Origin of the sequence: Flavobacterium sp. GSA192, from assembly GCF_006386525.1 — a bacterium.
Lineage (GTDB): Bacteria > Bacteroidota > Bacteroidia > Flavobacteriales > Flavobacteriaceae > Flavobacterium > Flavobacterium commune.
Genome location: NZ_VAHC01000001.1, coordinates 439,900 through 465,716, shown reverse-complemented (window position 1 = coordinate 465,716; position 25,817 = coordinate 439,900). Strand labels below are relative to the sequence as shown.

The window sequence follows — 25,817 nt, the reverse complement described above, 5'->3', positions numbered from 1 at the left end:
TTGTACCTTATCCTTTTAGATATGCTTAATACATATTTGAGTAATGCAATATTTGCTATAAATTTGATTTCAAGATTTCACAATCCCAAAAAAAACCAACTAATTGATTAAAAGACATTTAACCCTATTTTCCGTTTAAAAATCGTAACTTTAAGAGAAAATGGGGCTATGAAAAATTTTGCTATCAAACTGGTATGGTTTACAACGGCTTATGTATTTGTATTTGCTGGTCTCAATCAAACGAATGTTGATTTGAGAATTATAATGACTTTACATCTTATAGGTGTAATTTTGATTCCTTACATGACGTACTGCGTACTCACGGATAAATACAAAACCAATAAAACATTTAAAGATTGGTACGAAGATCATCCGATGGACACGCTGGAAGACGAAGAAGACAATTAAATTCTTAATCATTTTATTCCAAAAAAAAGTCCCCATTCCGATTGTTCGGAATGGGACTTTTCTATTATTTCTCTCTAATATAGATATCTATTGGAACACCTGAGAAATCCCAATTTTCTCTAATTTTATTTTCAAGGTAACGCTTGTACGGTTCTTTAACATACTGCGGCAAGTTAGCAAAAAACACAAACTGAGGAGTTGGTGATGGCAACTGCATACAATATTTAATCTTCACATATTTTCCTTTAGTTGCTGGTGGCGGATAAGCTTCAATTACTTTCAACATGAATTCGTTGAATTTTGAAGTTGAAATACGTTGTTGTCTATTTTCAAATACCTTTACCGAAGCTTCTAAGGCTTTTAACAAACGTTGTTTAGTCAATGCCGAAACAAAAAGAATAGGTACATCGGTAAATGGCATTAATTCTTTTTTAATTTGCTCCTCGTAATCACGAGTTGACATGGTATCTTTTTCTACCAAATCCCATTTGTTCACTAAAATTACAACACCTTTACGGTTTTTTTGAGCCAGCCAAAAAATATTTTGATCCTGACTTTCAAATCCACGAGTCGCATCAATAACCAGGATACAAATATCAGCATGTTCAATAGCACGCACCGAACGCATCACCGAATAAAACTCTAAATCTTCTTTTACTTTCGCTTTACGACGAATTCCCGCCGTATCAACTAAGTTAAATTCGAAACCAAAACGATCAAATTTAGTATCAATAGCATCACGGGTTGTTCCTGCAATATCCGTAACCATAAAACGGTCTTTGCCAATAAGTGCGTTTATAAAACTAGATTTACCGGCATTAGGACGTCCTACAACTGCAAAACGTGGTAAAATCACTTCTTCCTGAACAGGTTCCGGTTTTTCAGGAAAAGCATCGATTAAAGCATCCAATAAATCCCCAGTTCCACTTCCGGAAATACTGGCAAAAGTGTAATAATCTCCTAAACCAAGGTTGTAAAATTCCACAGCATCCTTCTCACGCATAGCGTTATCCACCTTATTTACTGCTAACAAAACCGGCTTAGTTACTTTACGCAACAATTTAGCCACAGTTTCATCCATTGGGGTAATCCCCTCTTCTACATCCACCACAAAAATGATAACATCGGCTTCATCGATAGCCAATTCGACTTGTTTACGGATTTCCCCTTCAAATACGTCATCTGATCCGCGAACGTATCCTCCGGTATCAATTACAGAAAACTCTTTTCCGTTCCACTCGCTTTTACCATAGTTTCTATCACGGGTAACCCCAGATACTGAATCTACAATAGCTTCTCTTCTTTGTATCAGCCTATTAAAAAGGGTTGATTTCCCTACATTAGGTCTTCCTACTATCGCAACAATGTTATTCATTTTTTTGAATTTTAAATTTCAGTCCCGATAGCTATCGGGATATATTTTAGATTTTGCAGACTAAATCACATATTAGTTTAACAAATCCAAAATGCGGTGTTTTAATTTTTTGCAAAGGTACACTTTAGTTTGCAGTATTCAGCATTAAGTATTCAGTTATTAAAATGCGAAAACTGATTACTACACCCGAAGCTTCGGGACTGACCATTGATTACTGGTTATAACCAAAACGCTTCAACATATTAGCGTTGCTTCTCCAGTTTTTATTGACTTTCACATACAATTCAATGTGAATTTGTTTTCCGAAAAACTTCTCTAAATCCACACGGGCATCCATTCCTACTTTCTTCAAAGCTGCTCCTTTATGACCAATAACAATACCTTTTTGAGTATCTCTTTCGACCATAATCAGCGAACGAATACGAATAATAGTATCCGTTTCAACAAACTCTTCCGTTACAATTTCTACAGCATACGGAATTTCTTTGCTGTAATTCAATAAGATTTTTTCGCGAATAATCTCATTCACAAAAAAACGTTCCGGTTTATCGGTCAATTGGTCTTTTGGATAATAAGGCGGTGAATCCGGTAATAACGAAATAATTCTTTGAAAAACTTCCGGTACATTAAAGTTTTGTAAAGCCGAAATGGGGTAAATTTCTGCATTCGGCACTTTCTCAGTCCAGAAAGCCACTTGCTGCTCTAATTGCTCCTGATTAGAATTATCAATCTTATTCAACAACAACAAAACCGGAATCTTAGAATGAATAATTTTATTAAAAAAAGCTTCATCTTTCAATTCCTGCTCTCCTATTTCGACCATATAAATCAACACATCAGCATCTTCAAAAGCCGATTTCACAAAATCCATCATCGATTCCTGCATTTCATAAGCAGGTTTGATAATTCCGGGCGTATCCGAAAGTACCATTTGAAAATCGTCACCGTTTACAATCCCCAGAATTCTATGACGGGTAGTTTGCGCTTTTGACGTTATAATAGACAATCGCTCTCCTACAAAGGCATTCATCAAGGTTGATTTCCCTACATTTGGATTCCCTATAATATTTACAAAACCAGCTTTATGTGTCATTTTCTTATAATTTAATGCTGCAAAGGTAGTCATATCAAGCCAATAGACGAAATAAAACATTTTTTAAAATTCGGCATTGTATATGTCGAATTTATTTGTATATTTGCACCCGAAACATCGCAGGATAAAACATTATCCAAATCAGATGGCTCATATCCGCCATGGCGGACACAGGTTCAGAAATTGACAAATTGAAAATATATCGCGGGATAGAGCAGTAGGCAGCTCGTCGGGCTCATAACCCGAAGGTCACAGGTTCGAGTCCTGTTCCCGCTACTAATTAACTTTATTGAATTTCAATCGCAATTTGCGAAATACGCAATAAAAGTTATCGGGCTCATATCCGCCACGGCGGACACAGGTCCTAAAAACATATTGAAAATACATCGCGGGATAGAGCAGTAGGCAGCTCGTCGGGCTCATAACCCGAAGGTCACAGGTTCGAGTCCTGTTCCCGCTACTAAGAATGACCCATCAACTTTTTGATGGGTTTTTTGTTTTTTAGTACCTTGCTCAGCCTTTATAAACATTGGGATTAAGTCAAAAACAGAGTTCACTTTATTGGTTAGATATTCCCTGTTTTCTGCCCTAATGGACAAACCTTCTGGAAACACTAGTTTTTGAATCCTAATTTTATTCTCAATATCTCCTCTACCCCAACAATCACTGATGTTTTTGATTTTTTCGACTACTTTTTCTACATGAATCTTGTGGTTAGATAATTTTTTTTCATTCAACTCAATTTGCTCTTCAATAGCCTTTAATTCGGCTCCAAATTGCAAAACATATCTATTATATTTTTCATCTCCAAAATTCGGATTATTAAAATAACGTTCATCCAAATTTTCCATTTTACATTCTAAATCTTTTTTCTTCGCTAACAAACTCTTCGTTTCATCCTTCGCCTCAGTATTCATAGTATCAAAGAGCTTATTTAACTGCCATTTAAAAGGTTCGATAAATTGACTGTTAAGTGTATATTTTGACAATAAATCCTCAAAAGAATTATCCAAACCTTCACTTTTAGATTTTTTACTAGTATGAGCATTGAAACTCGCATTTTTACATTTCTGACACTTGTAATAATGCAACCCTTTTTTCTCAACAACATAACTGGTAAGCAAACATCCGCATTCACAACGCAAAAAACCTGTTAAGGGTCTAAAACCACTAACCTTACTTTTTACGTATTCTTTGACTGCATTCCTTTTATTTTCCGATAGCATATCATTTATAGTCAAAAAATCCTTTTCACTCACCAATCCCTTCCAATTCCCTTTTATTGGCTCTTCAATTAATGAGTTAACCAATACACCACAATAAAATGGCTTCCTCCACATCTCGCTTAGAGCTTGCTTCCTCATAACTAGACCACGTTTTTCCAATTTCTGGCTAATCACATAATCTCTTTCACCTCTTAATTTCCATTGCCATGCTTTTTTCAATATCTCACCTTCTTCATTAATTGTTATTAATTGCGTTTCATTCAACAAAGAATAATCACCCACTTTTTTCCCTCGCATCGTATAACCCCGAGGAGCTTTACCAAGCCAATTACCCGCTTTTAACAGAGCTTTCATCCCAGGGATAGTCTTCTCCAATCTATCCATGTTTTCTCGTCTTGCATCAAGAAGTTTACCGTAAATATCTAATTTACTGTATTCGTCATCAGTACAAAGTCCAGATGACGTTTCAATCAGATGGACCCCTAACTTATCTACTAATTCCTGTACTATTGTAATAGCATTTCCTCCCGTTCTAGAGAATCTACTTATAAACTTTATCGCTATTGCAAAAGGTTTTTTCTTTGAACTTTTAACCTCATCAAGTAATTTAGTAAATTCCTTTCTTGTAAAATCCCCACTAGCACTCTCATAAGTTCCTCCAAGTATATTTTTCAAAGAATACCCTTTTTCATTAGCAAATTGAGTTATTTCTCTTTGTTGTTCTTCCAAACTATTATTTACTAGCTGCATTTTGGAGCTAACTCTTGTATAACCCCAAATCTCTTTTATTTCAACTTTTTCTGTTATTTTTTCCTTGTGAAATTTCTTAAATTTTTCTATTCCCATGATTTTATTCTTTTAAATTATACCCTATAATCGCTAATTGATATAAGGTCTCGATTATTTCATTAACTTCAGATTCTGATATTTTATCAAAACCATCAAATTTTCTTAACTCTTCTTTTGTTAATTTTTCACTATTATTTTTTGCATCGCAAAACATTTTTTTACTCAGTCACCCTTCTCATTCTTTTTAATCGGGTGGAAGATTAAATTGGACATAAAAAAACCCAACACGTATCATAACACCATTATGACACTTCAACAAAGAGTACACCTTTTTATTTTTTTAACCAATATAAGTCTTGAAAAACTATTTTTTTTGATATAATTGATATACAGAAGCAGGAAAAAACTTATTCCCGTGACGGGTCTTAAAATTGAGTTGATTAAGATATTCAGCAATTTCTCTGTAGCTCATTCCTCTATCCTTACAGTTTTGAATAATCGATTTTGCTTGTCTATTTCTATCGTTGTTGATTGCATTTTCCTTAATCTTTTGAATACCTTTAGCTCTTGCATCACTATTAAGATTCTTAGGATTACCAAGAGTAACCCCGCTTTTGCGTAATTCGGCTAAAGCTAATCGGGTCCTAGAACTAATTAATTTGGCTTCTTGCTCTGCCAATGCTGAATATATATGGATAGTAAAATGATTAGCAGTTGGCATATCTACTGCTAAAAATTCTATACCCGCATCCATCAAAGAGCTCACAAAATTTACGTTTCTTGCCAAGCGGTCAAGTTTTGCAATTACCAGAATAGCATTTTCGTTTTTGGCTAATTGGATTGCTTTCTGGATTTCAACTCTAATACGCTTATTTGTTCCCGTTTCGATTTCGGTGTATTCGTTCAAAATAATCCCATCTTGACTGGAAACATATTTTTGAACCGAGCTTCTTTGAGCTGATAAACCCAAACCCGAAATCCCCTGTTCTTTTCTGCTGACCCTGTAATATGCAATATACTTTTTCATAGCTCAAATATTAGGTGTAATAAATCTTAGACGACCGTTTATGTTTTATTACACAACAAATGTAAATTCCTGGAATTCAATAAACAAGATAAATCCTGGTTTTCCTGGGCTTCACAGTGATTCGAGTAATTTCTAGGCATAAAAAAACGAGGACTTAGCCTCGTGATTTTGATTGCAGTAATTGTGAAAGCTCTGAAAGCTCTTTGGGAGTAAAATTTGCGCCTTTAAAAATGATAGGATACCTCAATTCTTCGGTTTTGAGAATCTTCTTTAGCTGTGCAAGGGTAAGCCGTATTTTCATGACAACTTATTTTTATTGGTATTAATAAAATCCCAATCTTCCCCATTCAAACCATCTTTTGCCATATAGAACAATCCCGCTTTGTATCTGTCATATATACTTACATCTGTCCTATCGTAGTTGAAGTATTCTTGAATATCCGTTACAATTTGTTCATGCAGTTTTTTATCTTCAATATAAATTACAAAATGATTGTGATACCCCCTTCGATTGGTAAATTGTTCTGTTGTAAAGAACAATCTTAAATCTGTGGTATTGCCATACTTTTCAGCAAGATAATCATACATACCATGCATCTGTTTAAAGCAACTATTCTTTTTGCGGTCCAATTTATAAGCAACTGTAAAAAAGAAACTCCATTCCATTTGCCAAAAAGTATACTGTAAACTATTCTTATCTTCTAGACAATCAATAAGATTTCGCATCGACTGGTTTTCTTGGCGTAAAATTTTGTTTTCGTCAAACATTATTTCGCTGTCAAAATATCGTGCATGGTCTATTGGAAATAGTCGCTTCCCATTCCTTAATATAGTATCTGAGAATAACTCTTCATTCTTTTTATAAAATCTGTATATCTTACTTTTACTGGCTTTGGTAGTATTTTTAAATTCTATTATATTTTCAAGTCTCATGATTAAATTATTTTCTATTTTGTTATTATTCAGATACAAGAACTCCATACAAGGTTTTTAATCGAGCATCTGTAACAATAAATACGGTAGAGAATGTAAAAGTGTAGCCTATTGGGACTTTTTTTTGAAAAATATTTTTTGGAACTTGTAAATTACTGTCTCAAAATGATACAGTCAGCCCCATAATCCAGAAAATTTAGCCAAAATCTGCTTAGGATATCGTAGGAATGATTGAATGTGTAATGCAGTCTATTTAGTAAGAAAGGTAACAAACAGCTCAAAATGCATGATTTTTGTCTAAAAGTCATAAGTGAGGAGGGGGCTGAGGGTAGGGACTACCTATTATTTTGGAAATTAGAGCTTTAACGACAAACGTGCTTCGGATACTCAATATAGCAACAATATTTCATTCTTAATAGCAAATTTATGGTCTATAAAAGCCAAAAAGCCACCCTGTTATGGAGTGGCTTAAATCTCTAAAATATTAACGTTCTATAGCTATCTACAAGTAGGGCAAGAACTTTTTCTAGCTTCACTGCAACATTTATTCGAGCAATATATTCCTATCGAAGTGGAAGAATTCGTACTATAACAATCTGACATTTTCCCAAGATGCGTATAATGTGCTCCGCTAAATGACTTCCCACACCATGAACATGTTTTAGAAGAGGAATAAGACGACGAACCGTTAGAGGTAGTTTCTTCATTATAATATTCGCTATGGTTGTTCGACATTTCTTTAAAAGATGCTATTTTACCAGCAATTTCATTTATTAATTCATCGTTATTCCAAACAATTCCTCTTTTTCTACATTCAGCAGTAAGACTCACTAAATCATCTTTTAATTCAGTATAATCTACAATTAATTTTTCAGTAGAAGTATTATCTTCTTCAACTAATAATCTATCATATTTGGAAAGACATGAATACTCTTTTTGTTTTAAATCAAGAGGTAAGTTATCACAACTAACTAATAAAAAAGGAATTACCATAAACAAAAGAACACTAAAAGACTTCTTATATTCTACAACTAGGTTTTCTCTTTTTAAAAATACTTTTCTCATTTATTAATTTGGTTTTTAAGTTAAATTTATTATCCGCATTGTTTAGCAAATCAGTAATTATTTTAATACATATATAAATGTCTTATAATCTCCTTTTACAGGAATTAATGTATTGTCTGCTTTTTTATAGGTAACTTCAAACTTACCTTTGACAGCATAAATAATTTCTTCTATGCTTTCCTTGTAAACTGAAACACTTTCTATTTTGCTAAAGTTATTACTTGAACTATTAAGATTTAATGCTCTATCAGTCGTGGTATCTGTATATTCAACAATTAAATCGAAATTATTATAACAACTATTAAAAATGTTAAACTCTGATTTTACATTGGTGTTATTTATATTATATCCTTGAAATTGTTGTTTTGTTTGTTTATGGACCAAGCTTACATCTAAAAATAATTTGATTTTTCAAACTGCTCAACATTCTGGCTTGTCAATTCTACATTGGCATCGCAGCTGTTCGCACCTAAGCTAAATGTTTCTCCTTCTTCAAATTCATGGTGTAATGTTTCTCCGTCAACTGTAACATTACAATAGCCCTGATTGTCAGAAACATTGTCTTTGTTATCATCATTTGAGCATGATGTAGTTGCCAAAAAAAGCAGAAAAGAAGGTAAATAAAGTAGTGTTTTTTTCATTTTTCTATGATTAAATTTTATTGAAAAAATAGCAGTTATCTTTTATGATAACCAGTTTTGGCAAATATATAACAAAATTTGAATTATCATAAAAGATAACTCAAAAAATTGAAAATTTCCCTACAAAAGAAAGTTGGTAAACGTATCCAACAGATACGAATTGAAAAAAATCTAAGTCAACAAGATTTAGCGGCTCTATGTAATTTTGAGAAATCTAATATGTCTAGATTGGAGAATGGCAATGCTAATGCAACTCTTTCAACTTTGGAAAAAGTATGTGATGCATTAAAAGTAGATTATATTGAATTATTTAAGTTTTAAAAAGCTATTTATATAGCTATTTTTTCTTTTGATTCTTCTAATAAAATTTTAGTTTTCGAATAATGTAAATAACTATCTGTCATCCTACAATTTTTACTACAAATAACTAGTTCTCTACCAACTTTGGTCTTATTAGCAAAATAATTAAACTCAAAAATATTTTTTCGTACTTCTTTATAAATTTTATGAATTAACGGATTGTCATCGTAGGACACTAACCAATTACAAGTTGATTTTTTCTGTAGAAATTTTGAAAGTTTTAAGTGGTCATCTTTTCTATAAAAAACGTTATAAAGTCCCTCTCCCTGTTCAACATATGGGGGGTCTAAATACAACAGAAGGTTCTCTTTATCGGATATAGTTTTTTCAATAGTTTTGAGAAAAGTAACAGCATCTTGATTATAAATTTTGATTCTGTCTTTATAATAGGAGATTTTTTCAATTTTAGAAATTAAGTCCGACTTATTAAATCTGGCATCCATTTTCCATTCTCCAGTCTGGGCATTTCCCCCAATTACACCTGCTTTTATTATTCCTGAACGATTGCACCTATTAAGAAAAAAAGTTGTAAAACCTATCTCTATATCACTTAAACTATTTCTTAATTTTTCATCTTGAAGAATTTGTTTACGATAATTCCATTCTTCCATATCTAATTTGCAGTCTCGAATCTTTTGAATAAACTCTTGGGTATGATTTAATATTGCATGCCAAAACTTATACACCATTTCATCTTTATCATTTAGATGAATTTCATAGACATTTTCTAGCATTAATAGTTTTAAAGCGGCACCAGCACCACCCGCAAATGCCTCTACATAAACACCATCAACTATATTATTAGCTTTAATTGTTTTGTTTAAAAAATCATATAATGATGTCTTACCACCTGGATATCTTAAAGGACTATAATTCATTATTTTTTTAATTGGATAACAAAATAATTTAATAGAGGAAAAATTTGGACCCAAATTTTCTTTAACTCTTCAGCATCTGCTGTATAATATTCATTATGAACTAATAAGTTAAAATCACTATGTCCTAAAAGTTTAATATCATTTCTGATATAACCTTGCAAGGCCTGTTTTAACTTCTCATCTTCGATTAAAGTTGTTGAATTAGCAATATGTGTAAGCATATATTTTAACGAAGGAGCTAAATTTGACCTATCTATTCCTCCATTTATTCCGATAGCTTTTTTTAAACTTTCATCAGTGACATCCATCAAAATATCCTCTTTCAATTTTAAAATGTTAGCTTTTGCTTTAGTAAATTTTTTATCATTGTCGGCATTAAATTTACTAATTGTTTCCAATTTTAAAGCTTCAAGACCATTTGTTTTCTTTAGAAATTGATATGAGAGCATATCTAAATAACTTCTAAAGAGAACAGCAACAGCATTTGGATTAGTTTTAATATTAAGTGCTTTTAGTTCATAAAAAATTTCATCAATTCTATTAATCCCAGAATCTAAAAAAGTATTTCCAGACATTAATTTGTTGTTATGAGGTTTATTTTTAAAAGGCCTTTTAGGTTCGGCAGGAGGAACTTCAACAGATTCTTCTTCTAATTCATCTTCTGGTTGGTGATTGTATTTTATATCAGGATTAATTGAAGTGTCAAATTTACCTGAATTTACAAGTCCATTAAAATAGTTTCTCTTGTCAGCATCATCATTAAGTTTCCTCGAATTAATTTCGCCATTAACTACATCAATAGCAATTTGTGACATTCTTTTTTCAAACTCTTCTTTGGGTAATTTTTTTATTAAAGAATAAGATGTTTCATCAAAATCAAATCCCATAAAGTTAAGCCCTTCTTTAAATTGATAAGCTCTTTCTACATTGGTCATTTTAAAACTAGTTTCATCTAAAACAGCTTTTTTAACAGTATCATCTAAGTCTAAATTACAAAGTTCTTTATAAACATTGTATCGCTTAATTGAATTTTTAATTTCAGTCTTTGAAATAGGAAATTTAGAAGCCATTTGTTCAACTGACTCACCTGCAACAAATCTGTTGTATAGAAATCTATCTTGTTTTGTTTTATCCCATTTTTCAACTGCTGAACCACCTGTATGGCGATTTACAATCATTATATCTGCATCCTCTCTAGTTGGAGCCACTATACATTCTAATTTTTCAATTATTGACAAATCAAATGTTTTCAAAAGTCTTTTTATATTAGTTTTTCTTACTGAGCTTTTTATTAAATCTGGATTCATTAAAATTTTTGAAGCAGAAACTCTACGATTTCCCTCCAGAACATGATATTTACCACTTTCTTTTACGACAATTGGTTGTTCATTTAAAAAATAGCCTTTAGTAACTATATCATTAGCAAGCTCATAAACTTTTTCATTCTCAATGAGATAATCAATTATCTCATTTTGATTTAATTTTTTAGTTGTTTCAGATAAACGAGGGTTACTTATATCTAATCGTAAAGTTGTTACACTAATTTTTTTCTTAGGCCAAATTGAATAGTTTATCATATTAAAAATTTAGAAGGAGTAAATTTCTTGCAATATAATGCTTTTTCAAATCTTTTTTTAAATGTTATATAAAAAACATTAAGAATAATATTATTTATTTTTAATCAAATGTGTTTGACAGAAGTTCATGGTCTTTTTAAAACTTTTCGACCTTCATTAATCTATGATATGCAAAGGATAATTTCTTCAAATCTTCGATAAATTGATTCGACAATTCAATTGTAAAGGGTACGTTATACTAAAAGTAATCACAAGCACAAACAATCTTATAATAATCATCTATAAACTGGTTAGATTTTTTCAAATCACCCGCTACTACAAAAGCTTCATAGAAATATGAGGCTTTTTTTATTTATATTTATCAATAAAAACATATGGATGAATTTGTAGTTTACATTCTGTTTTCTGAAAACTTCAATCAGCACTACACTGGATACACTTCCAACATTATTGAACGTTTCAAATCTCACAATCATTTAGCAACAAAAGGACATACCATCAAATACAGACCATGGATTATAATTCATATTGAATTTTTCAATTCTAAATCTGAGGCAATGAAAAGAGAAAAATATTTTAAAACAGGAATAGGACGAGAATTTATTAAAAACATTATCAAAAACTTATAACTCATCAAGCTCATATCCGCCACGGCGGACACAGCTTCGAGTCTCCGCCGCGGCGGACTACTAAGAAAAACTTCATAGAAATATGAGGCTTTTTTTATTTATATTTATAAATAAAAACATATGGATGAATTTGTAGTTTACATTCTGTTTTCTGAAAACTTCTATCAACACTACACTGGATACACTTCCAACATTATTGAACGTTTCAAATCTCACAATCATTTAGCAACAAAAGGACATACCATCAAATACAGACCATGGATTATAATTCATATTGAATTTTTCAATTCTAAATCTGAGGCAATGAAAAGAGAAAAATATTTTAAAACAGGAATAGGACGAGAATTTATTAAAAACATTATCGAAAACTTATAACTCGTCAAGCTCATATCCGCCACGGCGGACACAGCTTCGAGTCTCCTCCGCGGCTGACTACCAGAACAGCTTAACATAAATAGAACATTTTTTCCACACCTTAAAACAAATCACTTATTCATAGCTCTTTTCGAATCTATCCAAACGCATCAAAATATTTTTGTTTAAATTACTATTTGTATTCACCTCAGGCTAACATTGTCACAAGCTAGAAATATTCCTAAAAAACGACAAAGACAATTACTCGAAAATGTATATATTTGTGATTCACACGTTTTAGTTTATGGAAGAAAATAAAGATATTACCATTTATGATATCGCTGAAAAACTGAATCTTGCAACCTCTACCATTTCGAGAGCGTTAAAAGATCATCCGTCAATTAGCGATAAAACGATAAAGAAAGTAAAAAAAACCGCCGAAGAAATGGGTTATGTACCCAATACTTTGGCAGCAGGACTTCGTGGTAACAAAACCAATACAATTGGTGTTCTAATACCCACCGTTACTCAACCTTTCCTTTCTTCATTAATTAGTGGTATTGAAATTACGGCTCAAAAATCAGGATACAACGTAATTATTATGCAATCACATGACTCTTACGAAGAAGAAGTCAGTTTAGCAAAGTCTTTATACAGCAGTAGAGTAAGTGGTGTAATTAGCTCCCTTGCAATGGAAACACGTGACACTTCGCACTTTCAACAATTTGTGAGCAACAATATTCCTTTAGTTTTTGTTGACCGTGTACCCAAAGATTTTAATACGTTCCGGGTTATCATTGATAACTATGCAGCCGGTTACAAGGCTACAAAACATCTTATTGAACAAGGTTGCACCCGTATTGCCCATCTTACCGCCGGATCGGAATTTGGTAATTTGTACAGCGAAAGAAAAAGAGGTTATCTTGATGCTTTAAAAGACCACAATTTGTCTTTAATCGAAGAATTAATAGTCAATCTGAAAACAGTTACCTACGAAGAAGGAGCTAAAGCCAGTAACAAATTATTTGATTTAGAACTTCGTCCGGATGGAATTTTTGCTTCCGGAGATATTATAGCTGTTAGTGCTATTCAAACCGCCAAAAAAAGAGGTATTAAAATCCCTGAAGAATTAGCTATAATCGGTTTTAATAATGACCCTATCTCACAAATTATAGATCCTAATTTATCCACCATTACGCATCCCGCTGCCAAAATGGGAAAAGCATCGGCCGAAATTATACTAAAAAACATAAAATCAAATAAAAAAGACGAAGTCAAAGAAATCACTTTTCTAAATACCGAAGTACTGGTTCGGGAATCTTCTAAAAGAATCTAAAAAAGAAACCACGTTAAGCATAATGTCTGCTAACGTGGTTTTTTGATTATTTCTTTTTCACTTCAAAAGGTGTTGCTGGTAATCCTTCTTTCGAAAATAAATTAGCATCCTCGGGATTATTATCCCAGGCATATCGAACGATTGTGGGATTGCTTATTTTTTCATTCCAGACTTCTACGTTATTACCAATTATTTTAGCCTTTGCCCAGACAAAATTTTTGCCATCATTTGAAATAGCAAAAGATTTTAATTCAGTTCCTTTTTTTACAATTAGTCCTCCTCCACTATTTTTGAAAGAAATAATAGCTTTATCTTTTTCGAAAACAGACTTATTTGGCATCGGGCTTGAAGGTTGTAATTTACGCTCTCCATAAGCTAATTTTCGAGCCAATAAAGACAAGCGTTTCCCCACATCTTCTTTATTTAAAGGATGAATATCGTTCCACTCTCCCAAATCAATCGTTACTGCCATAGCTGTATTAGGCACGCTTAATGTTTCTAACTGAGCTTGTCTTAAAGCCGCCCAATTGCTTTCTCTGGGTTCTGAAAAAGTTTCCATATAATTAGGTAATTGAACAAAAAGAAAAGGAAAATTACCCTGTCCCCATTTTGTTCTCCAATCCTGTATTAATGCTGGTAAAGCTTTAGCATATAATTTAGGATTTCCTGAATTTGATTCGCCTTGATACCATAAAACCCCTTTAATTTTTAAATTAGTTAAGGGAGCAATCATAGCATTAAATAAACCTTCTGGTTTCCAGCGAATAAAGGTCTCTCCTCTTAACGGCTTCATTGTTGCTCCCAATTTGTATTTCCACAATCCTTTTAAATCGATAGTATCTTTATCTACCGCCAAATAATAAGGTTTGTCCAACACAAATCCTCCCTGTCCGGAATTATTAATCACTCTTATCGAAATAACATTCTTTCCTTCTTTCAAAACAGTTGGTTTTAGGGTATATCTGCGTGGCGGATATTGATAACCGGTAGTACCTACTAATTCGTCATTGACATAAACAAAATCTTGATCTACAATGCACCCCATAAACAATTTGGCTGGCTTTCCTACCATTGATTTAGGGACTTGTATTTCTTTTCTAAACCAAACTACCCCATTGACATTCCCAATAGACTGACGATTCCAGAATCCCGGAATAGGCATTTGCTCCCAGTTTCCATCATCTGTTCCTGCTAAATTCCAGTTATTCTTTACACCTTCATCATTTGCATTTAATAATTGATGCCATTCATCTGCTCTTTTTTTATCAGCGGCTTCAATTTCTTTGATGTAACCATTGTTTTTGAATTTTTGAGCTTCGCTATAAGCCTCCGGAAAAGCTTTGAGTGCCGTGTCACTCAACCAGGCTTCTATAGGGGATCCTCCTAATGCTGAATTAATCAATCCAATAGGCACCGGATGTTTCTCATAAATATTTTTAGCAAAAAAATAGGCTACGCCTGAAAAATTAAGCACCGTTTCCGGACTGGCAGACACCCAATTTCCCGATTCTAAATCGGTTTGCTCTTTTTGAAAGTTATATTTATCAGGCACTAAGAAATGTCTGATATTGACATTTTTTGCGTTTTTAATCACCTCTCCATACTTTTCTTTGAGGCGTTCCATAGGAAGCTCCATATTTGACTGTCCTGAGCAAATCCAAACATCACCAAATAGAATATCTTTGATTACAATTTCATTACTAGCCTTAAGAGCCATTTGGTAAGGTCCTCCTGCCTTTTCAGCCGGCAAAATAATACTCCAGTTTCCTTCCTGATCTGCTTCTGTAAAATACACTTTGGATTTGAATTCCAACTTGATTTTTTCCTTTGGTGAAGCCCATCCCCAAATTTTTACTTTTTCATTTCTTTGCAACACAACCCCATCACTAATTAATTTAGGAAGTTTAATTTGTGAAAGAATAGTATTCGTTTGTGCCAAAAGCAAAACGAGAATTAAAAATTTCATTTTTTTCATTTTCAATCTATTTTAGAGTAACTAAAACTTCAGCCATTTTAGGCGCACCTAATTCAAAACTTCTTTTCATAGGACTGGATCCTCCCGCATAAATTTTAAAATCTCCGGCTTCCATAACCCGATTACCTTTATTATTAACCATTTCGAATGCTTCAGGAGTCAGAGTGAATTCAACCTCTTTTACTTCTCCGGGTTCCAGAGTAATTCTTTTCATATTAGCAAGCTGAAAATTAGGCACATCTACTGAGGCAACCAAATCCGAAATATACAATTGTACTACTTCATCTGCTTTCACTTTGCCTGTATTAGTCACTTTTACAGAAACGCTAAGATTGTCTTTTTTCGAAATTCTATCCGAAGATACTTTTATATCACCATAAGAAAAAGTAGTATAACTTAATCCAAAACCAAACGGATACATCGGATCTTCGTTCATGTATCGATACGTTCTTCCTTTCATCGAATAATCTTCAAATGGAGGCAATTGATTTAAGGATTTTGGAAATGTTATTGGTAATTTTCCTGATGGCGCAGTTCTGCCAAAAAGAATATCCGCTACAGCAGTTCCTCCTTCTTCTCCCGGATACCAAGCCAATAATACTGCATCTGATAACTCCTGTACTTCGGCAAGATTCATTGGACTTCCGCCTGTAATTACAGTTACAATTGGTTTTTTATCATTCGGATTTTTATCGGCTGTTTTTCTTAATTCTTTGAGATAATCAATTTGATTTTGAGGCAAATTATAATCCAGTCTATCTCCGGCTGTGGAAGAATCTAATGAATCTCCCTCCTCTCCTTCTATAGTACTCGAAACACCCAACACTACGATTGTTACATCACTATCTCCTGCATTGCCTGTAGCATAATTAATAGGATTTATAGATTTTTGATTCAGCATTGCCCCTAAACGATATTGCAACTGACTTGCCGGACTTATAGAAGCAGTAATTCCCTCTAAAATAGTGACCATATTTGGATTTATACCATAATAATTTCCTAAAAGCACTTCGATACTAGCTGCATTTGGCCCGGTTACAAAATATTTAGAAAGGTCATTTTTTAATGGTAAAATTCCATTGTTTTTTAACAAAACCATACTCTTTTGAGCCACTTCTTTTGCTAATTCCCGATGTGCTTTACTATTAACAACTTCAGGTGCAATAGCATCATAAGGATTACTTCCCATAGGGTCAAACAAGCCCAGTTTGAATCTGGTTTGCAACAAAATTGCCAATTGTTTATCAATATCTTTTTCAGTTATTAATCCATCCTTAACAGCCTGAGGAAGTGATTTATAAGAATCTCCACAATTCAAACTTACCCCGCTTTTTAAAACTAATGCAGCGGCTTCGGATTGGGTTTTCACAATCCCATGCCCTCCTTTATCTTTGGAAACATAAAAATCATCAATAGCTCCGCAATCGGTTACCACATGACCTTTAAACCCCCATTGTTTCCTTAAAACATCAGTAATTAAATATTTATTAGCACAACAAGGTTCGCCATCGGTACTGTTATAAGCACACATTACGGATTCAACCTTAGCTTCTACCAATGCCTGAAAAGCAGGTAAATAGGTTTCCCATAAATCTTTTGGAGTAACTTCGGCATTAAATTCGTGTCTTACTTTTTCCGGACCACTGTGCACAGCGAAATGTTTGGCACAAGCAGCTGTTTTTAAATAATTAGGATTATTCCCCTGCAATCCTTTTACAAATTCAGTACCTATCATAGCCGTCAAAAAAGGATCTTCTCCATAAGTTTCCTGCCCACGACCCCAGCGAGGATCTCTAAAAATATTAATATTAGGAGTCCAGAAAGTCAGACCTCCGTATTGTTTATTATAGCCTTTGGTTTTTGCTACATTATACATTGCTCTGGCTTCGTCTGAAATGGCACTAGAAACCCTAAGTGCTAAATCGGTATCAAAAGTAGCTCCTAAACCTATAGCTTGCGGAAAAACGGTAGCAGTCCCCGAACGTCCCACACCATGAAGTGCTTCATTCCAATAATCATAAGGTGTAATATTTAATCTCTTTATTTCCGGGGTAGCATTCATCATTTGCTCTACTTTTTCCTCTAAAGTAAGTCTGGAAATCAAATCCTGAACCCTTTGATCAATCGGTAATTTCGGATTATAAAAAGGTAATGTCTGACTCTGACAATGAAGAGCAACAAACAGCATTAACAACATGCCTGATTTTTTAAAATTAACACTCATAAGTAGATTTTTGTTAGTTATTATGTCTTTTTTCAATGAATATAAAAAAAATATGAGATTTTTTTTTTTTATATGATACAATGTTTTACTTTTACGCAACCGATTGCAAATATAAATAAAAAACGACACAAAGATTAAGACTGTAAAAAAATTATAACATGTACTCATAACTCAAACAGAGAGTAAATTCAATTGATGTGTTAAAAAAAATCGTTATATAAAATCAATACTAAATGAATCAGCCATTATTTCTATATATCCTATTGCAACTATCTTTTTTGATAGCTCCATTTAATATGTCTGCACAGGAGGATTATAAATTGTGGCTTCAGTACAAAAAAGTGCAGGACATTAAAACCGCTTCAAATTATCAGTCTAAAATTCAAGGAATTCTTGCCTTAAATAATTCTGAAACAATTCAGGTTGCTACAAAAGAATTACTATTGGGGCTTTCCGGTTTATTAGGTCATCAAATTGCTCTTCAAAAAAACACCAATACAGGAAACATGTTGATTTTAGGCAATCAATCCGTTTTAGATAAATCGATTCTTAAAAATCTAAAAAATGAGTTTGACTTGATTAATAATGAAGGATATATTATCAAAACAATCCAATTAAACAACAAAAAAAATATCCTAATCACAGCAAAAACAGATATAGGAGTTTTATACGGCGTTTTTAATTTTTTAAAATTACTTCAAACCAATCAGTCCATTGAAAATTTAGCAATTACTGATGCACCAAAAACCAATATCCGAGCACTGAATCATTGGGATAATTTAGACCGAACAGTCGAAAGAGGTTATGCCGGTTTTTCGCTTTGGAATTGGCAAAAACTACCTGATTTTATTGACCAACGTTATATCGATTATGCTCGTGCCAATGCTTCAATTGGGATCAACGGCACCGTTATTAATAATGTGAATGCCAATGCTTTGATATTAACACCACAGTATTTGGAAAAAGTCGAGGCATTGGCTAAAGTATTTCGCCCTTATGGAATAAAAGTCTATTTAACAGCTCGTTTTTCGGCACCCATAGAAATTGGCGGATTGAAAACTGCTGATCCTTATGATACTGCCGTTAAAAATTGGTGGAAAGAAAAAGCAGCCGAAATTTATGTCCGAATTCCTGATTTTGGTGGATTTTTGGTAAAAGCAAATTCAGAAGGTCAGCCCGGACCACAAAATTACGGTCGAAATCACGTGGATGGAGCTAACATGCTTGCTGATGCAGTGGCTCCGTTTGGAGGAATTGTAATGTGGAGAGCTTTTGTGTATTCAGAACATGATGCAGACGACCGCGCCAGACAGGCCTATAGCGAATTTGTTCCTTATGATGGACAATTCAGAGATAACGTAATTGTTCAGGTAAAAAATGGAGCAATCGACTTTCAGCCTAGAGAACCTTTTCATCCGATGTTTGGCGCCATGCCTAAAACGCCGCTGATGATGGAATTTCAAATTACTCAGGAATATCTAGGCTTTAGCACTCATTTGGTTTATTTGCCTAAATTATACCAGGAAGTTTTAGAATCTGATACGTATAGTAAAGGAAAAAGTTCCACCGTTGCTAAAATAATTGACGGAAGTTTAGACAAACATAAAATTACAGGAATTGCCGGTGTGGCAAATATTGGGAATGACCTTAACTGGACAGGACATCCATTTGCGCAAGCGAATTGGTATGGATTTGGACGATTGGCATGGAATCCGTATCAGGATTCGGAGACTATTGCCGAAGACTGGTTGCGCATGACTTTTTCTAACGAAGAAAAATTTATAAAACCTGTGAAAGAAATGATGCTGGAATCCAGAGAAGCTGTAGTCAATTATATGACACCTTTGGGGTTACATCATATAATGGATACAGGTCATCATTATGGTCCAGGACCTTGGGTAGGTAATTTATCCAGACCCGAATGGAATCCTACTTATTATCACAAAGCTGATACCAAAGGAATCGGATTTGATCGTTCTAAAACAGGAAGCAATGCAACGGCACAGTATGCTCCTGAAGTAGCCAAAATATTTGATGATGTAGCAACTTGTCCAGAAAAAGATTTGCTGTGGTTCCATCATTTACCTTGGGATTACAAATTAAAAAATGGTGAAACGCTTTGGAATTCTTTAGCTTTGAAATACCAGGAAGGTGTAAATCAAGTGGAATCAATGAGTTCAACCTGGAATAAAATGGAGAACTATGTTGATGAAACAAGATTTAAAGAAGTTCAAATGTTGCTCAACATTCAGCATAAAGAAGCCAAATGGTGGCGTGATGCCTGCCTGTTGTATTTTCAACAATACTCTGGAAAAGAATTACCTAAAGGAGTTGAAAAACCAACACAAACATTGAACTATTTTCAATCATTACAATTTCCATTTGCACCAGGGAATTAATAAAAGAAAAAACCGATTTGATAATGAAAGTTACTATTCGAAAAAACACATTTTTACCGCTATTATTATTGTTTTCAATAATGAACATTGGCTATGCCATAAACCCGGATAAATATGTAACCAATAAGGCTTCTAAAGAAAGCTTCCCTTTGGCTTCGAATGGAAAAGTAGCTTCTCTATTGGTAAGCGATATGGATTTCCCGGGAGTTTTGCGTGTGGTGAATCATCTTCAAAATGACATTCGTTTAGTGACTAGTATTTCACCAACTATTACCAATAAAAGCAGTACCGAAAACTACGTTGTTATTATTGGAACTCTAGGTAAAAGTCCCATCATTGATCAACTAGCCCGAGAAGGGAAAATTGATGCCAGTAAGCTGCAAGGAAAGTGGGAAAAATTCACCACTCAAATTGTCAATAATCCTATTGAGGGAGTACAAAAAGCATTAGTGATTGCAGGCTCAGACAAAAGAGGAACTATCTATGGAATTTATGATCTTTCTAATCAAATAGGTGTTACTCCATGGTATTTTTGGGCTGATGTTCCGGCAAAAAAACAATCGGAACTACACGTCCTTTCTGGCGTTCATACATTAGGAGAACCAAAAGTAAAATACCGCGGTATTTTTATCAACGATGAAGCTCCAGCTCTTACCGGTTGGGTTCGTCAGAATTACGGAAAATTTAATGCTAAATTCTATGATAAGGTTTTTGAATTAATCCTTAGAATGAAAGGGAATTATTTGTGGCCGGCCATGTGGAGCGAAAAATTTTATGCCGATGATCCTCAAAACGGAATTCTGGCTGACGAATACGGAATTGTTATGGGAACTTCTCACCACGAACCTTTAGCGAAAGCGCATGGAGAGTGGAAAAAAAATAGTAATGGAGAATGGGATTTTAATAAAAACCCGGAAAGTTTAAAGAAATTCTGGACAGACGGAATAGAACGAATGGGCAATAAAGAAACGCTGGTAACTATTGGTATGCGAGGTGATGGTGACGAGCCTATGACCGAAGGAACTGCTATTGAACTTTTGGAGAATATTGTTAAAACACAACGTGAAATTATAACAACCGTAACTAAAAAACCAGCTGAACAAACTCCTCAAATTTGGGCTTTATACAAAGAAGTTCAGGAGTATTATGACAAAGGAATGAAAGTGCCTGATGATGTTACTTTATTGCTTTGTGACGACAACTGGGGGAACTTAAGAAAATTACCAGCTCTGGATGCAAAACCCAGAAAAGGCGGTTACGGAATTTACTACCACTTTGATTATGTGGGAGGTCCCAGAAGTTACAAATGGATTAATACCAACCAAATTGAACGCACCTGGGAACAAATGCACTTAGCTTACGAGCATGGTGTGGATAAAGTATGGATTGTAAATGTGGGCGATATAAAACCAGTTGAATTTCCTATCGAATTCTTTCTGGATTATGCCTGGAATCCGGAATACTGGAATGAAACCAATTTAAATGACTATTATTTCCAATGGGCGAAGGATAATTTTGGAGGACAAAATACCGAAGAAATTGCCCATCTGTTAAAGATGTATTCTAAATACAATGCCAATAGAAAACCGGAACTTTTAGATTCTTCCAGCTACAGTTTAATTCATTACAACGAAGCTGAAAATGTAGTATCAGACTATAATAAATTGGCTAAAAAAGCCCAGGAAATCAATGCTAATCTGAAATCAGAATACAAAGACGCTTTTTACCAATTGATTTTATATCCTATTCTGGCCAGTGCCAATTTAAATGAATTGTATGTCACCGCAGCAAAAAATAATTTATATGCTAATCAGGGAAGAGCTGCAACCAATGAATATGCTGAAAAACTAAAATCATTATTTGATAAAGATGCGGAACTTTCGACCTATTATCATAAAACAATGGCTAATGGCAAATGGAATCACATGATGTCTCAAACGCATATTGGATATACCAATTGGCAAGATCCAAGGACTAATATCATTCCCAAAACGACAACTATTGAAATCCCTGTTAAAGCGGAATTAGGTGTTGCAATTGAAGGTTCAACAAATTGGTGGCCAAACGCAACAGAAAAAGCGGTATTACCAAGCTTTAATTCTTCTGAAAACAACACTTCTTATATCGATATTTTCAACAGAGGAACGACTCCTTTTGATTTTAAAATTACATCTAAATCAAACTGGATCAAATTTTCTAAAAGCAAAGGAAGTATTGACAAACAGGAAAGAATCATAGTGCAGATAGATTGGAAAAAAGCACCTCAGGGAAGTCATACTGCAACTGCAATCATTTCAGGAGCCGGTAAAAAAATAGCTATTGCCATTAAAACCAATAATACTGAACTTACTGATGAAAAAGGATTTATTGAAAACAATGGATTTATCGCTATAAATGCCGTGAATTTCTCTAATAAATACGAACCAGAATCTTTTAAATGGAAAGTAGTTCCTAATTTAGGAAAAACCGATGGAGCTGTAATTTCATCGCCTATCAAAAAAGGCAGAGTGGAACTGAATGAAAATGCTCCAAAACTATCGTATAATGTTCATTTGAAAACCCCGGGAACAATAAAAGTACAGTTGCATTTTTCTCCTACTATTCATTATTCCACAAGAGAAGGGATGTATTACGGATTGTCATTTGATAACGGAAATCCGGTTAAAGTAAACTATGCGTCAGATCCTGTTATTTTTGATTATAATGGAAAGGTGACCAAGAATTGGGACAAAAATGTTACTGACAATATCAAAGTTATTACAACTGAATTTCAAATCGATAAAGCAGGAAATCACACTTTAAATTATTATCGAATGGATGAAGGTTTAGTACTTCAAAAAATTATTATCGAAACAGAAAAAAGCGAATTAAAACCAACTCTTCTCGGTCCTTCTGAGAGTTCAAACATAAAAAAATAATCAAAAAATATAAAAATCAAAAAATATGAAACCAACCAAATCCTTTTTATTCTTATTCTCGGCAATACTTGCGTTAAGTAGTTGTAACAATAAAATCAATAGCCAATCTGTAGCAAAAAATTCTCTTAAAAATGCATACAAGGGTGATTTTTATATTGGAACAGCCTTAGATATTAATCAAATTGAAGAAAAGGATCCTAAAGTGACTAATCTAATTTCAAAAGAATTCAACAGCATCACTCCCGAAAACATCATGAAATCGATGTTTCTTCAACCCGAAGAAAATAAGTTTGAATTCGATGTAAGTGATAAATATGTAGCTTTTGGACAGAAACACAAAATGTTTATTCATGGACACACCTTGGTATGGCATAGCCAATTAGCACCTTGGATGTCAAAAATAAAAGACAGTGCGAGCATGGCTAATATGCTAACTAATCATATTACAACAGTAGTAAAAAGATACAAAGGAAAAATCGATTCATGGGATGTTGTTAATGAAGCCCTTAACGAAGATGGTTCATTAAGAAAATCAGTTTTTTTAAAAACGTATGGAAAAAATTTTATTACTCATGCCTTTAAAACAGCAGCTGCAATAGACTCAAAAGTAGAATTATATTATAATGATTACAATCTATGTAATGTTAAAAAAAGACAAGGAGCTGTTGAACTTGTAAAAAATCTTCAAAAAAACGGAGCTAAAATTGACGGAGTTGGAGAACAAGGACATTGGCATTTAGATACACCAACTCTTGAAGAAATTGAACAAACTATTTTAGATTTTTCTGCTCTTGGAGTAAAAGTATCTTTCTCTGAATTAGATATTTCTGTACTTCCAAGCCCTTATGGATTACAAGGTGCTGAAATAAGCCAAAGATTTGAGAATAACGAAAAAATGAATCCCTATCCTAAAAGCTTACCCGATTCTATGCAGGTTAAACTTGCTCAACGCTATAACGACATCTTTAAATTATTTTTAAAACACAAAGACAAAATAAGCAGAGTTACATTTTGGGGAGTTAATGATACTCAATCCTGGTTAAACGATTTTCCTATTAAAGGAAGAACAGATTATCCATTATTATTCGATACGAATTTACAACCTAAGAAAGCCTATGAAAGCGTTATCTCTTTGAAAGCAAAAAAATAAATCCACCTACTAAAACAAAAAATTAAATGACATCTATTTCACAAAAATTATCCATAAAAGAAAAAATTGGATACAGCTTGGGAGACCTTGCTGCCAACTTGGTTTTCCAAACCCTGATGACTTATCTTGCTTACTTTTATACTGATATATATGGTCTGTCTCCTTCCGATTCGTCAATAATTATGTTAAGCGTTGGATTAGTAGCTGCTTTTATCTTTAATCCAATCATAGGCGCCATAGCTGACAGAACCAATTCCAAATGGGGGAAATTTCGCCCTTGGATTCTGTGGACGGCAGTTCCTTTAGGAGTAATCGCTTTACTGGCTTTTACTACTCCTGATTTTTCATACAAAGGCAAAGTGATTTATGCTGTTATAACTTATACTTTACTACTCTTATTTTATGCAGGTAACAACCTTCCCTATTCCGCTTTAAGTGGTGTTATCACTGGTGATATGGGAGAACGCAACAGTCTTTCGTCTTATCGTTTTGTTGCTGTTATGTTTGCTCAGTTTTTCGTGCAGGTTTTCATGCTCGGAATCATTAAAAGTGCAGGAAATGGTGATAAAGCCATTGGTATCGAAAAAGTAATGACTGTGTTAGCTATTGTGGGAACCATCATGCTTTTAATTACTTTTTTTACTACCAAAGAACGAATTATTCCTAAACCGGAACAAAAATCGAGTGTTGGTGAAGACTTAGCCGATTTAGTGAAAAATAAGCCATGGTTAATTATGCTATCACTAACCACTTTAGTATTTATCACACTCGCGATGAAAGGTGGAGCTTATGTTTATTATTTTGAAAATTATGTAGATAAACAAGAATTGGCTATTGTTATCCAACCTATTTTGGACGTTTTAAACTCCATTGGATTGAATCAATTTGGTGAAGATCCTATTTCTGCCGGTTTCGGATTGTTTAATGCGGGAGGTATTATTTTTATGATTGTTGGAATTACTTTGTCAAAAAGATTAGCCGATAAATATGGCAAAAGAGACATTTTTGGATTTTTCCTTTTTATCTCAACCTTATTCATTATTGCTTTTTATTTTTTCTCTCCGCAATCGGTTTCCATGATGTTTATTTCCCAAATTTTTCACGGATTTTTCTACGGTATTACCATACCGCTTCTTTGGGCCATGATTGCTGATGTTGCCGATTATTCAGAATGGAAAAACAATCGTCGTGCTACTGCTATTATATTTTCAGCAATGATGGTTGGGTTAAAAGCGGGATTGAGCATTGGCGGAGCCTTAACAACTTCATTATTGGGTTATTTTAACTATACCCCAAACTCATTAGAGCAATCAGCAACGGCTATAAACGGAATAAAATTATTAGTAAGCGTATTTCCTGCCATTCCTTTTATGATAGGAGTTGGACTATTGTTTTTCTATGAAATCAATAAAAAAATGGAAGTTCAAATAGAATCGGATTTAAAAGGAAGAAGAGCTTAA

The 25,817-nt window shown here is 33.6% G+C and carries 22 protein-coding genes and 2 tRNA genes; 11 read left to right on the top strand and 13 right to left on the bottom strand.

Annotated features, from left to right (window positions below):
- Nucleotides 1–168 precede the first annotated feature (168 nt).
- Nucleotides 169–408: a hypothetical protein gene (locus tag FDM27_RS01925; RefSeq protein WP_140484981.1), complete on the top strand. Its 240-nt coding sequence runs from the start codon at nt 169–171 to the stop codon at nt 406–408.
- 64 nt (nt 409–472) lie between these two features.
- On the opposite strand, the gene der is transcribed toward FDM27_RS01925, so the two are convergent.
- Nucleotides 473–1,783: a ribosome biogenesis GTPase Der gene (gene der, locus FDM27_RS01920; RefSeq protein ID WP_140484980.1), complete on the bottom strand. Its 1,311-nt coding sequence runs from the start codon at nt 1,781–1,783 to the stop codon at nt 473–475.
- 211 nt (nt 1,784–1,994) lie between these two features.
- Nucleotides 1,995–2,876 (bottom strand): GTPase Era, encoded by an 882-nt coding sequence (gene era, locus FDM27_RS01915; RefSeq protein WP_071185076.1) that lies wholly within the window; start codon nt 2,874–2,876, stop codon nt 1,995–1,997.
- 203 nt (nt 2,877–3,079) lie between these two features.
- Between era and FDM27_RS01910 the strand changes: the two genes are divergently transcribed.
- Together FDM27_RS01910 and FDM27_RS01905 are read left to right on the top strand one after the other, a co-directional pair.
- A tRNA-Met gene (locus FDM27_RS01910) sits at nt 3,080–3,152 on the top strand.
- A gap of 111 nt (nt 3,153–3,263) precedes the next feature.
- Nucleotides 3,264–3,336, top strand: a tRNA-Met gene (locus tag FDM27_RS01905).
- Here the strand turns inward: FDM27_RS01905 and FDM27_RS16270 are convergent.
- The 7 genes from FDM27_RS16270 to FDM27_RS01875 form a co-directional block, all read right to left on the bottom strand.
- Entirely contained in the window at nt 3,296–4,948 is a 1,653-nt protein-coding gene (locus FDM27_RS16270) for a recombinase family protein (protein ID WP_410503833.1), read from the bottom strand. The genes FDM27_RS01905 and FDM27_RS16270 overlap by 41 nt on opposite strands.
- Before the next feature lie 4 nt (nt 4,949–4,952).
- Nucleotides 4,953–5,105: a hypothetical protein gene (locus FDM27_RS15990; protein WP_181161618.1), complete on the bottom strand. Its 153-nt coding sequence runs from the start codon at nt 5,103–5,105 to the stop codon at nt 4,953–4,955.
- Between the two features lie 150 nt (nt 5,106–5,255).
- A complete protein-coding gene (locus FDM27_RS01895; protein WP_140484979.1) occupies nt 5,256–5,918 on the bottom strand; it encodes a recombinase family protein in 663 nt (220 codons plus the stop codon).
- Between the two features lie 297 nt (nt 5,919–6,215).
- Complete coding sequence (locus FDM27_RS01890; RefSeq protein WP_140484978.1) at nt 6,216–6,851, bottom strand: hypothetical protein; 636 nt, start codon at nt 6,849–6,851, stop codon at nt 6,216–6,218.
- 498 nt (nt 6,852–7,349) lie between these two features.
- A complete protein-coding gene (locus FDM27_RS01885) occupies nt 7,350–7,916 on the bottom strand; it encodes a hypothetical protein (protein ID WP_140484977.1) in 567 nt (188 codons plus the stop codon).
- A 57-nt stretch (nt 7,917–7,973) separates the two neighbouring features.
- Nucleotides 7,974–8,300 (bottom strand): hypothetical protein, encoded by a 327-nt coding sequence (locus tag FDM27_RS01880; protein WP_140484976.1) that lies wholly within the window; start codon nt 8,298–8,300, stop codon nt 7,974–7,976.
- 8 nt (nt 8,301–8,308) lie between these two features.
- Nucleotides 8,309–8,557, bottom strand: a complete 249-nt coding sequence (locus FDM27_RS01875; protein ID WP_140484975.1) for a hypothetical protein — start codon at nt 8,555–8,557, stop codon at nt 8,309–8,311.
- Nucleotides 8,558–8,665: 108 nt separating this feature from the next.
- Between FDM27_RS01875 and FDM27_RS01870 the strand changes: the two genes are divergently transcribed.
- The gene (locus FDM27_RS01870) at nt 8,666–8,878 is read left to right on the top strand and encodes a helix-turn-helix domain-containing protein (RefSeq protein ID WP_140484974.1); all 213 of its coding nucleotides are present in this window, start codon (nt 8,666–8,668) and stop codon (nt 8,876–8,878) included.
- Nucleotides 8,879–8,886: 8 nt separating this feature from the next.
- Here FDM27_RS01870 and FDM27_RS01865 read toward each other — a convergent pair whose 3' ends face one another.
- Together FDM27_RS01865 and FDM27_RS01860 are read right to left on the bottom strand one after the other, a co-directional pair.
- A complete protein-coding gene (locus tag FDM27_RS01865) occupies nt 8,887–9,795 on the bottom strand; it encodes a DNA adenine methylase (protein WP_140484973.1) in 909 nt (302 codons plus the stop codon).
- Entirely contained in the window at nt 9,795–11,372 is a 1,578-nt protein-coding gene (locus FDM27_RS01860; RefSeq protein WP_140484972.1) for a ParB N-terminal domain-containing protein, read from the bottom strand. Before FDM27_RS01860 ends, FDM27_RS01865 begins: the two co-directional genes overlap by 1 nt.
- Before the next feature lie 374 nt (nt 11,373–11,746).
- Here FDM27_RS01860 and FDM27_RS01855 point away from each other — a divergent pair, with 374 nt between their 5' ends.
- From FDM27_RS01855 to FDM27_RS01845, 3 genes are all read left to right on the top strand, one after another.
- Nucleotides 11,747–12,001, top strand: a complete 255-nt coding sequence (locus tag FDM27_RS01855; RefSeq protein WP_140484971.1) for a GIY-YIG nuclease family protein — start codon at nt 11,747–11,749, stop codon at nt 11,999–12,001.
- Nucleotides 12,002–12,121: 120 nt separating this feature from the next.
- Nucleotides 12,122–12,376: a GIY-YIG nuclease family protein gene (locus FDM27_RS01850; RefSeq protein WP_140484970.1), complete on the top strand. Its 255-nt coding sequence runs from the start codon at nt 12,122–12,124 to the stop codon at nt 12,374–12,376.
- Between the two features lie 283 nt (nt 12,377–12,659).
- Nucleotides 12,660–13,691, top strand: a complete 1,032-nt coding sequence (locus FDM27_RS01845) for a LacI family DNA-binding transcriptional regulator (RefSeq protein WP_140484969.1) — start codon at nt 12,660–12,662, stop codon at nt 13,689–13,691.
- A gap of 46 nt (nt 13,692–13,737) precedes the next feature.
- Here the strand turns inward: FDM27_RS01845 and FDM27_RS01840 are convergent, their stop codons facing one another.
- Both FDM27_RS01840 and FDM27_RS01835 read right to left on the bottom strand, forming a co-directional pair.
- On the bottom strand, nt 13,738–15,666 hold the full coding sequence (locus FDM27_RS01840; RefSeq protein WP_140484968.1) for a sialate O-acetylesterase: 1,929 nt from the start codon (nt 15,664–15,666) through the stop codon (nt 13,738–13,740).
- Nucleotides 15,667–15,673: 7 nt separating this feature from the next.
- Nucleotides 15,674–17,890, bottom strand: a complete 2,217-nt coding sequence (locus FDM27_RS01835) for a glycoside hydrolase family 3 C-terminal domain-containing protein (protein ID WP_181161617.1) — start codon at nt 17,888–17,890, stop codon at nt 15,674–15,676.
- A 233-nt stretch (nt 17,891–18,123) separates the two neighbouring features.
- Here FDM27_RS01835 and FDM27_RS01830 point away from each other — a divergent pair, with 233 nt between their 5' ends.
- Genes FDM27_RS01830 through FDM27_RS01815 form a run of 4 tightly spaced genes read left to right on the top strand, consistent with a single transcriptional unit; the run spans nt 18,124 to nt 25,817 of the window.
- Nucleotides 18,124–20,289 carry an alpha-glucuronidase family glycosyl hydrolase gene (locus tag FDM27_RS01830; RefSeq protein ID WP_140484967.1) on the top strand — a complete coding sequence of 722 codons (2,166 nt, stop codon included), beginning with the start codon at nt 18,124–18,126 and terminating at the stop codon, nt 20,287–20,289.
- Between the two features lie 23 nt (nt 20,290–20,312).
- The gene (locus FDM27_RS01825; protein ID WP_219846395.1) at nt 20,313–23,207 is read left to right on the top strand and encodes a glycosyl hydrolase 115 family protein; all 2,895 of its coding nucleotides are present in this window, start codon (nt 20,313–20,315) and stop codon (nt 23,205–23,207) included.
- Between the two features lie 25 nt (nt 23,208–23,232).
- A complete protein-coding gene (locus tag FDM27_RS01820; protein ID WP_140484966.1) occupies nt 23,233–24,357 on the top strand; it encodes an endo-1,4-beta-xylanase in 1,125 nt (374 codons plus the stop codon).
- A 26-nt stretch (nt 24,358–24,383) separates the two neighbouring features.
- Nucleotides 24,384–25,817 carry an MFS transporter gene (locus FDM27_RS01815; protein WP_140484965.1) on the top strand — a complete coding sequence of 478 codons (1,434 nt, stop codon included), beginning with the start codon at nt 24,384–24,386 and terminating at the stop codon, nt 25,815–25,817.

Excerpts from the sequence above, each read along its gene's own strand:
- FDM27_RS01925 (WP_140484981.1), top strand. The coding sequence starts at position 169 with ATGAAAAATTTTGCTATCAAACTGGTATGGTTTACAACGGCTTATGTA.
- der (WP_140484980.1), bottom strand. The coding sequence starts at position 1,783 with ATGAATAACATTGTTGCGATAGTAGGAAGACCTAATGTAGGGAAATCA.
- era (WP_071185076.1), bottom strand. The coding sequence starts at position 2,876 with ATGACACATAAAGCTGGTTTTGTAAATATTATAGGGAATCCAAATGTA.
- FDM27_RS16270 (WP_410503833.1), bottom strand. The coding sequence starts at position 4,948 with ATGGGAATAGAAAAATTTAAGAAATTTCACAAGGAAAAAATAACAGAA.
- FDM27_RS15990 (WP_181161618.1), bottom strand. The coding sequence starts at position 5,105 with ATGTTTTGCGATGCAAAAAATAATAGTGAAAAATTAACAAAAGAAGAG.
- FDM27_RS01895 (WP_140484979.1), bottom strand. The coding sequence starts at position 5,918 with ATGAAAAAGTATATTGCATATTACAGGGTCAGCAGAAAAGAACAGGGG.
- FDM27_RS01890 (WP_140484978.1), bottom strand. The coding sequence starts at position 6,851 with ATGAGACTTGAAAATATAATAGAATTTAAAAATACTACCAAAGCCAGT.
- FDM27_RS01885 (WP_140484977.1), bottom strand. The coding sequence starts at position 7,916 with ATGAGAAAAGTATTTTTAAAAAGAGAAAACCTAGTTGTAGAATATAAG.
- FDM27_RS01875 (WP_140484975.1), bottom strand. The coding sequence starts at position 8,557 with ATGAAAAAAACACTACTTTATTTACCTTCTTTTCTGCTTTTTTTGGCA.
- FDM27_RS01865 (WP_140484973.1), bottom strand. The coding sequence starts at position 9,795 with ATGAATTATAGTCCTTTAAGATATCCAGGTGGTAAGACATCATTATAT.
- FDM27_RS01860 (WP_140484972.1), bottom strand. The coding sequence starts at position 11,372 with ATGATAAACTATTCAATTTGGCCTAAGAAAAAAATTAGTGTAACAACT.
- FDM27_RS01855 (WP_140484971.1), top strand. The coding sequence starts at position 11,747 with ATGGATGAATTTGTAGTTTACATTCTGTTTTCTGAAAACTTCAATCAG.
- FDM27_RS01850 (WP_140484970.1), top strand. The coding sequence starts at position 12,122 with ATGGATGAATTTGTAGTTTACATTCTGTTTTCTGAAAACTTCTATCAA.
- FDM27_RS01845 (WP_140484969.1), top strand. The coding sequence starts at position 12,660 with ATGGAAGAAAATAAAGATATTACCATTTATGATATCGCTGAAAAACTG.
- FDM27_RS01840 (WP_140484968.1), bottom strand. The coding sequence starts at position 15,666 with ATGAAAAAAATGAAATTTTTAATTCTCGTTTTGCTTTTGGCACAAACG.
- FDM27_RS01835 (WP_181161617.1), bottom strand. The coding sequence starts at position 17,890 with ATGAGTGTTAATTTTAAAAAATCAGGCATGTTGTTAATGCTGTTTGTT.
- FDM27_RS01830 (WP_140484967.1), top strand. The coding sequence starts at position 18,124 with ATGAATCAGCCATTATTTCTATATATCCTATTGCAACTATCTTTTTTG.
- FDM27_RS01825 (WP_219846395.1), top strand. The coding sequence starts at position 20,313 with ATGAAAGTTACTATTCGAAAAAACACATTTTTACCGCTATTATTATTG.
- FDM27_RS01820 (WP_140484966.1), top strand. The coding sequence starts at position 23,233 with ATGAAACCAACCAAATCCTTTTTATTCTTATTCTCGGCAATACTTGCG.
- FDM27_RS01815 (WP_140484965.1), top strand. The coding sequence starts at position 24,384 with ATGACATCTATTTCACAAAAATTATCCATAAAAGAAAAAATTGGATAC.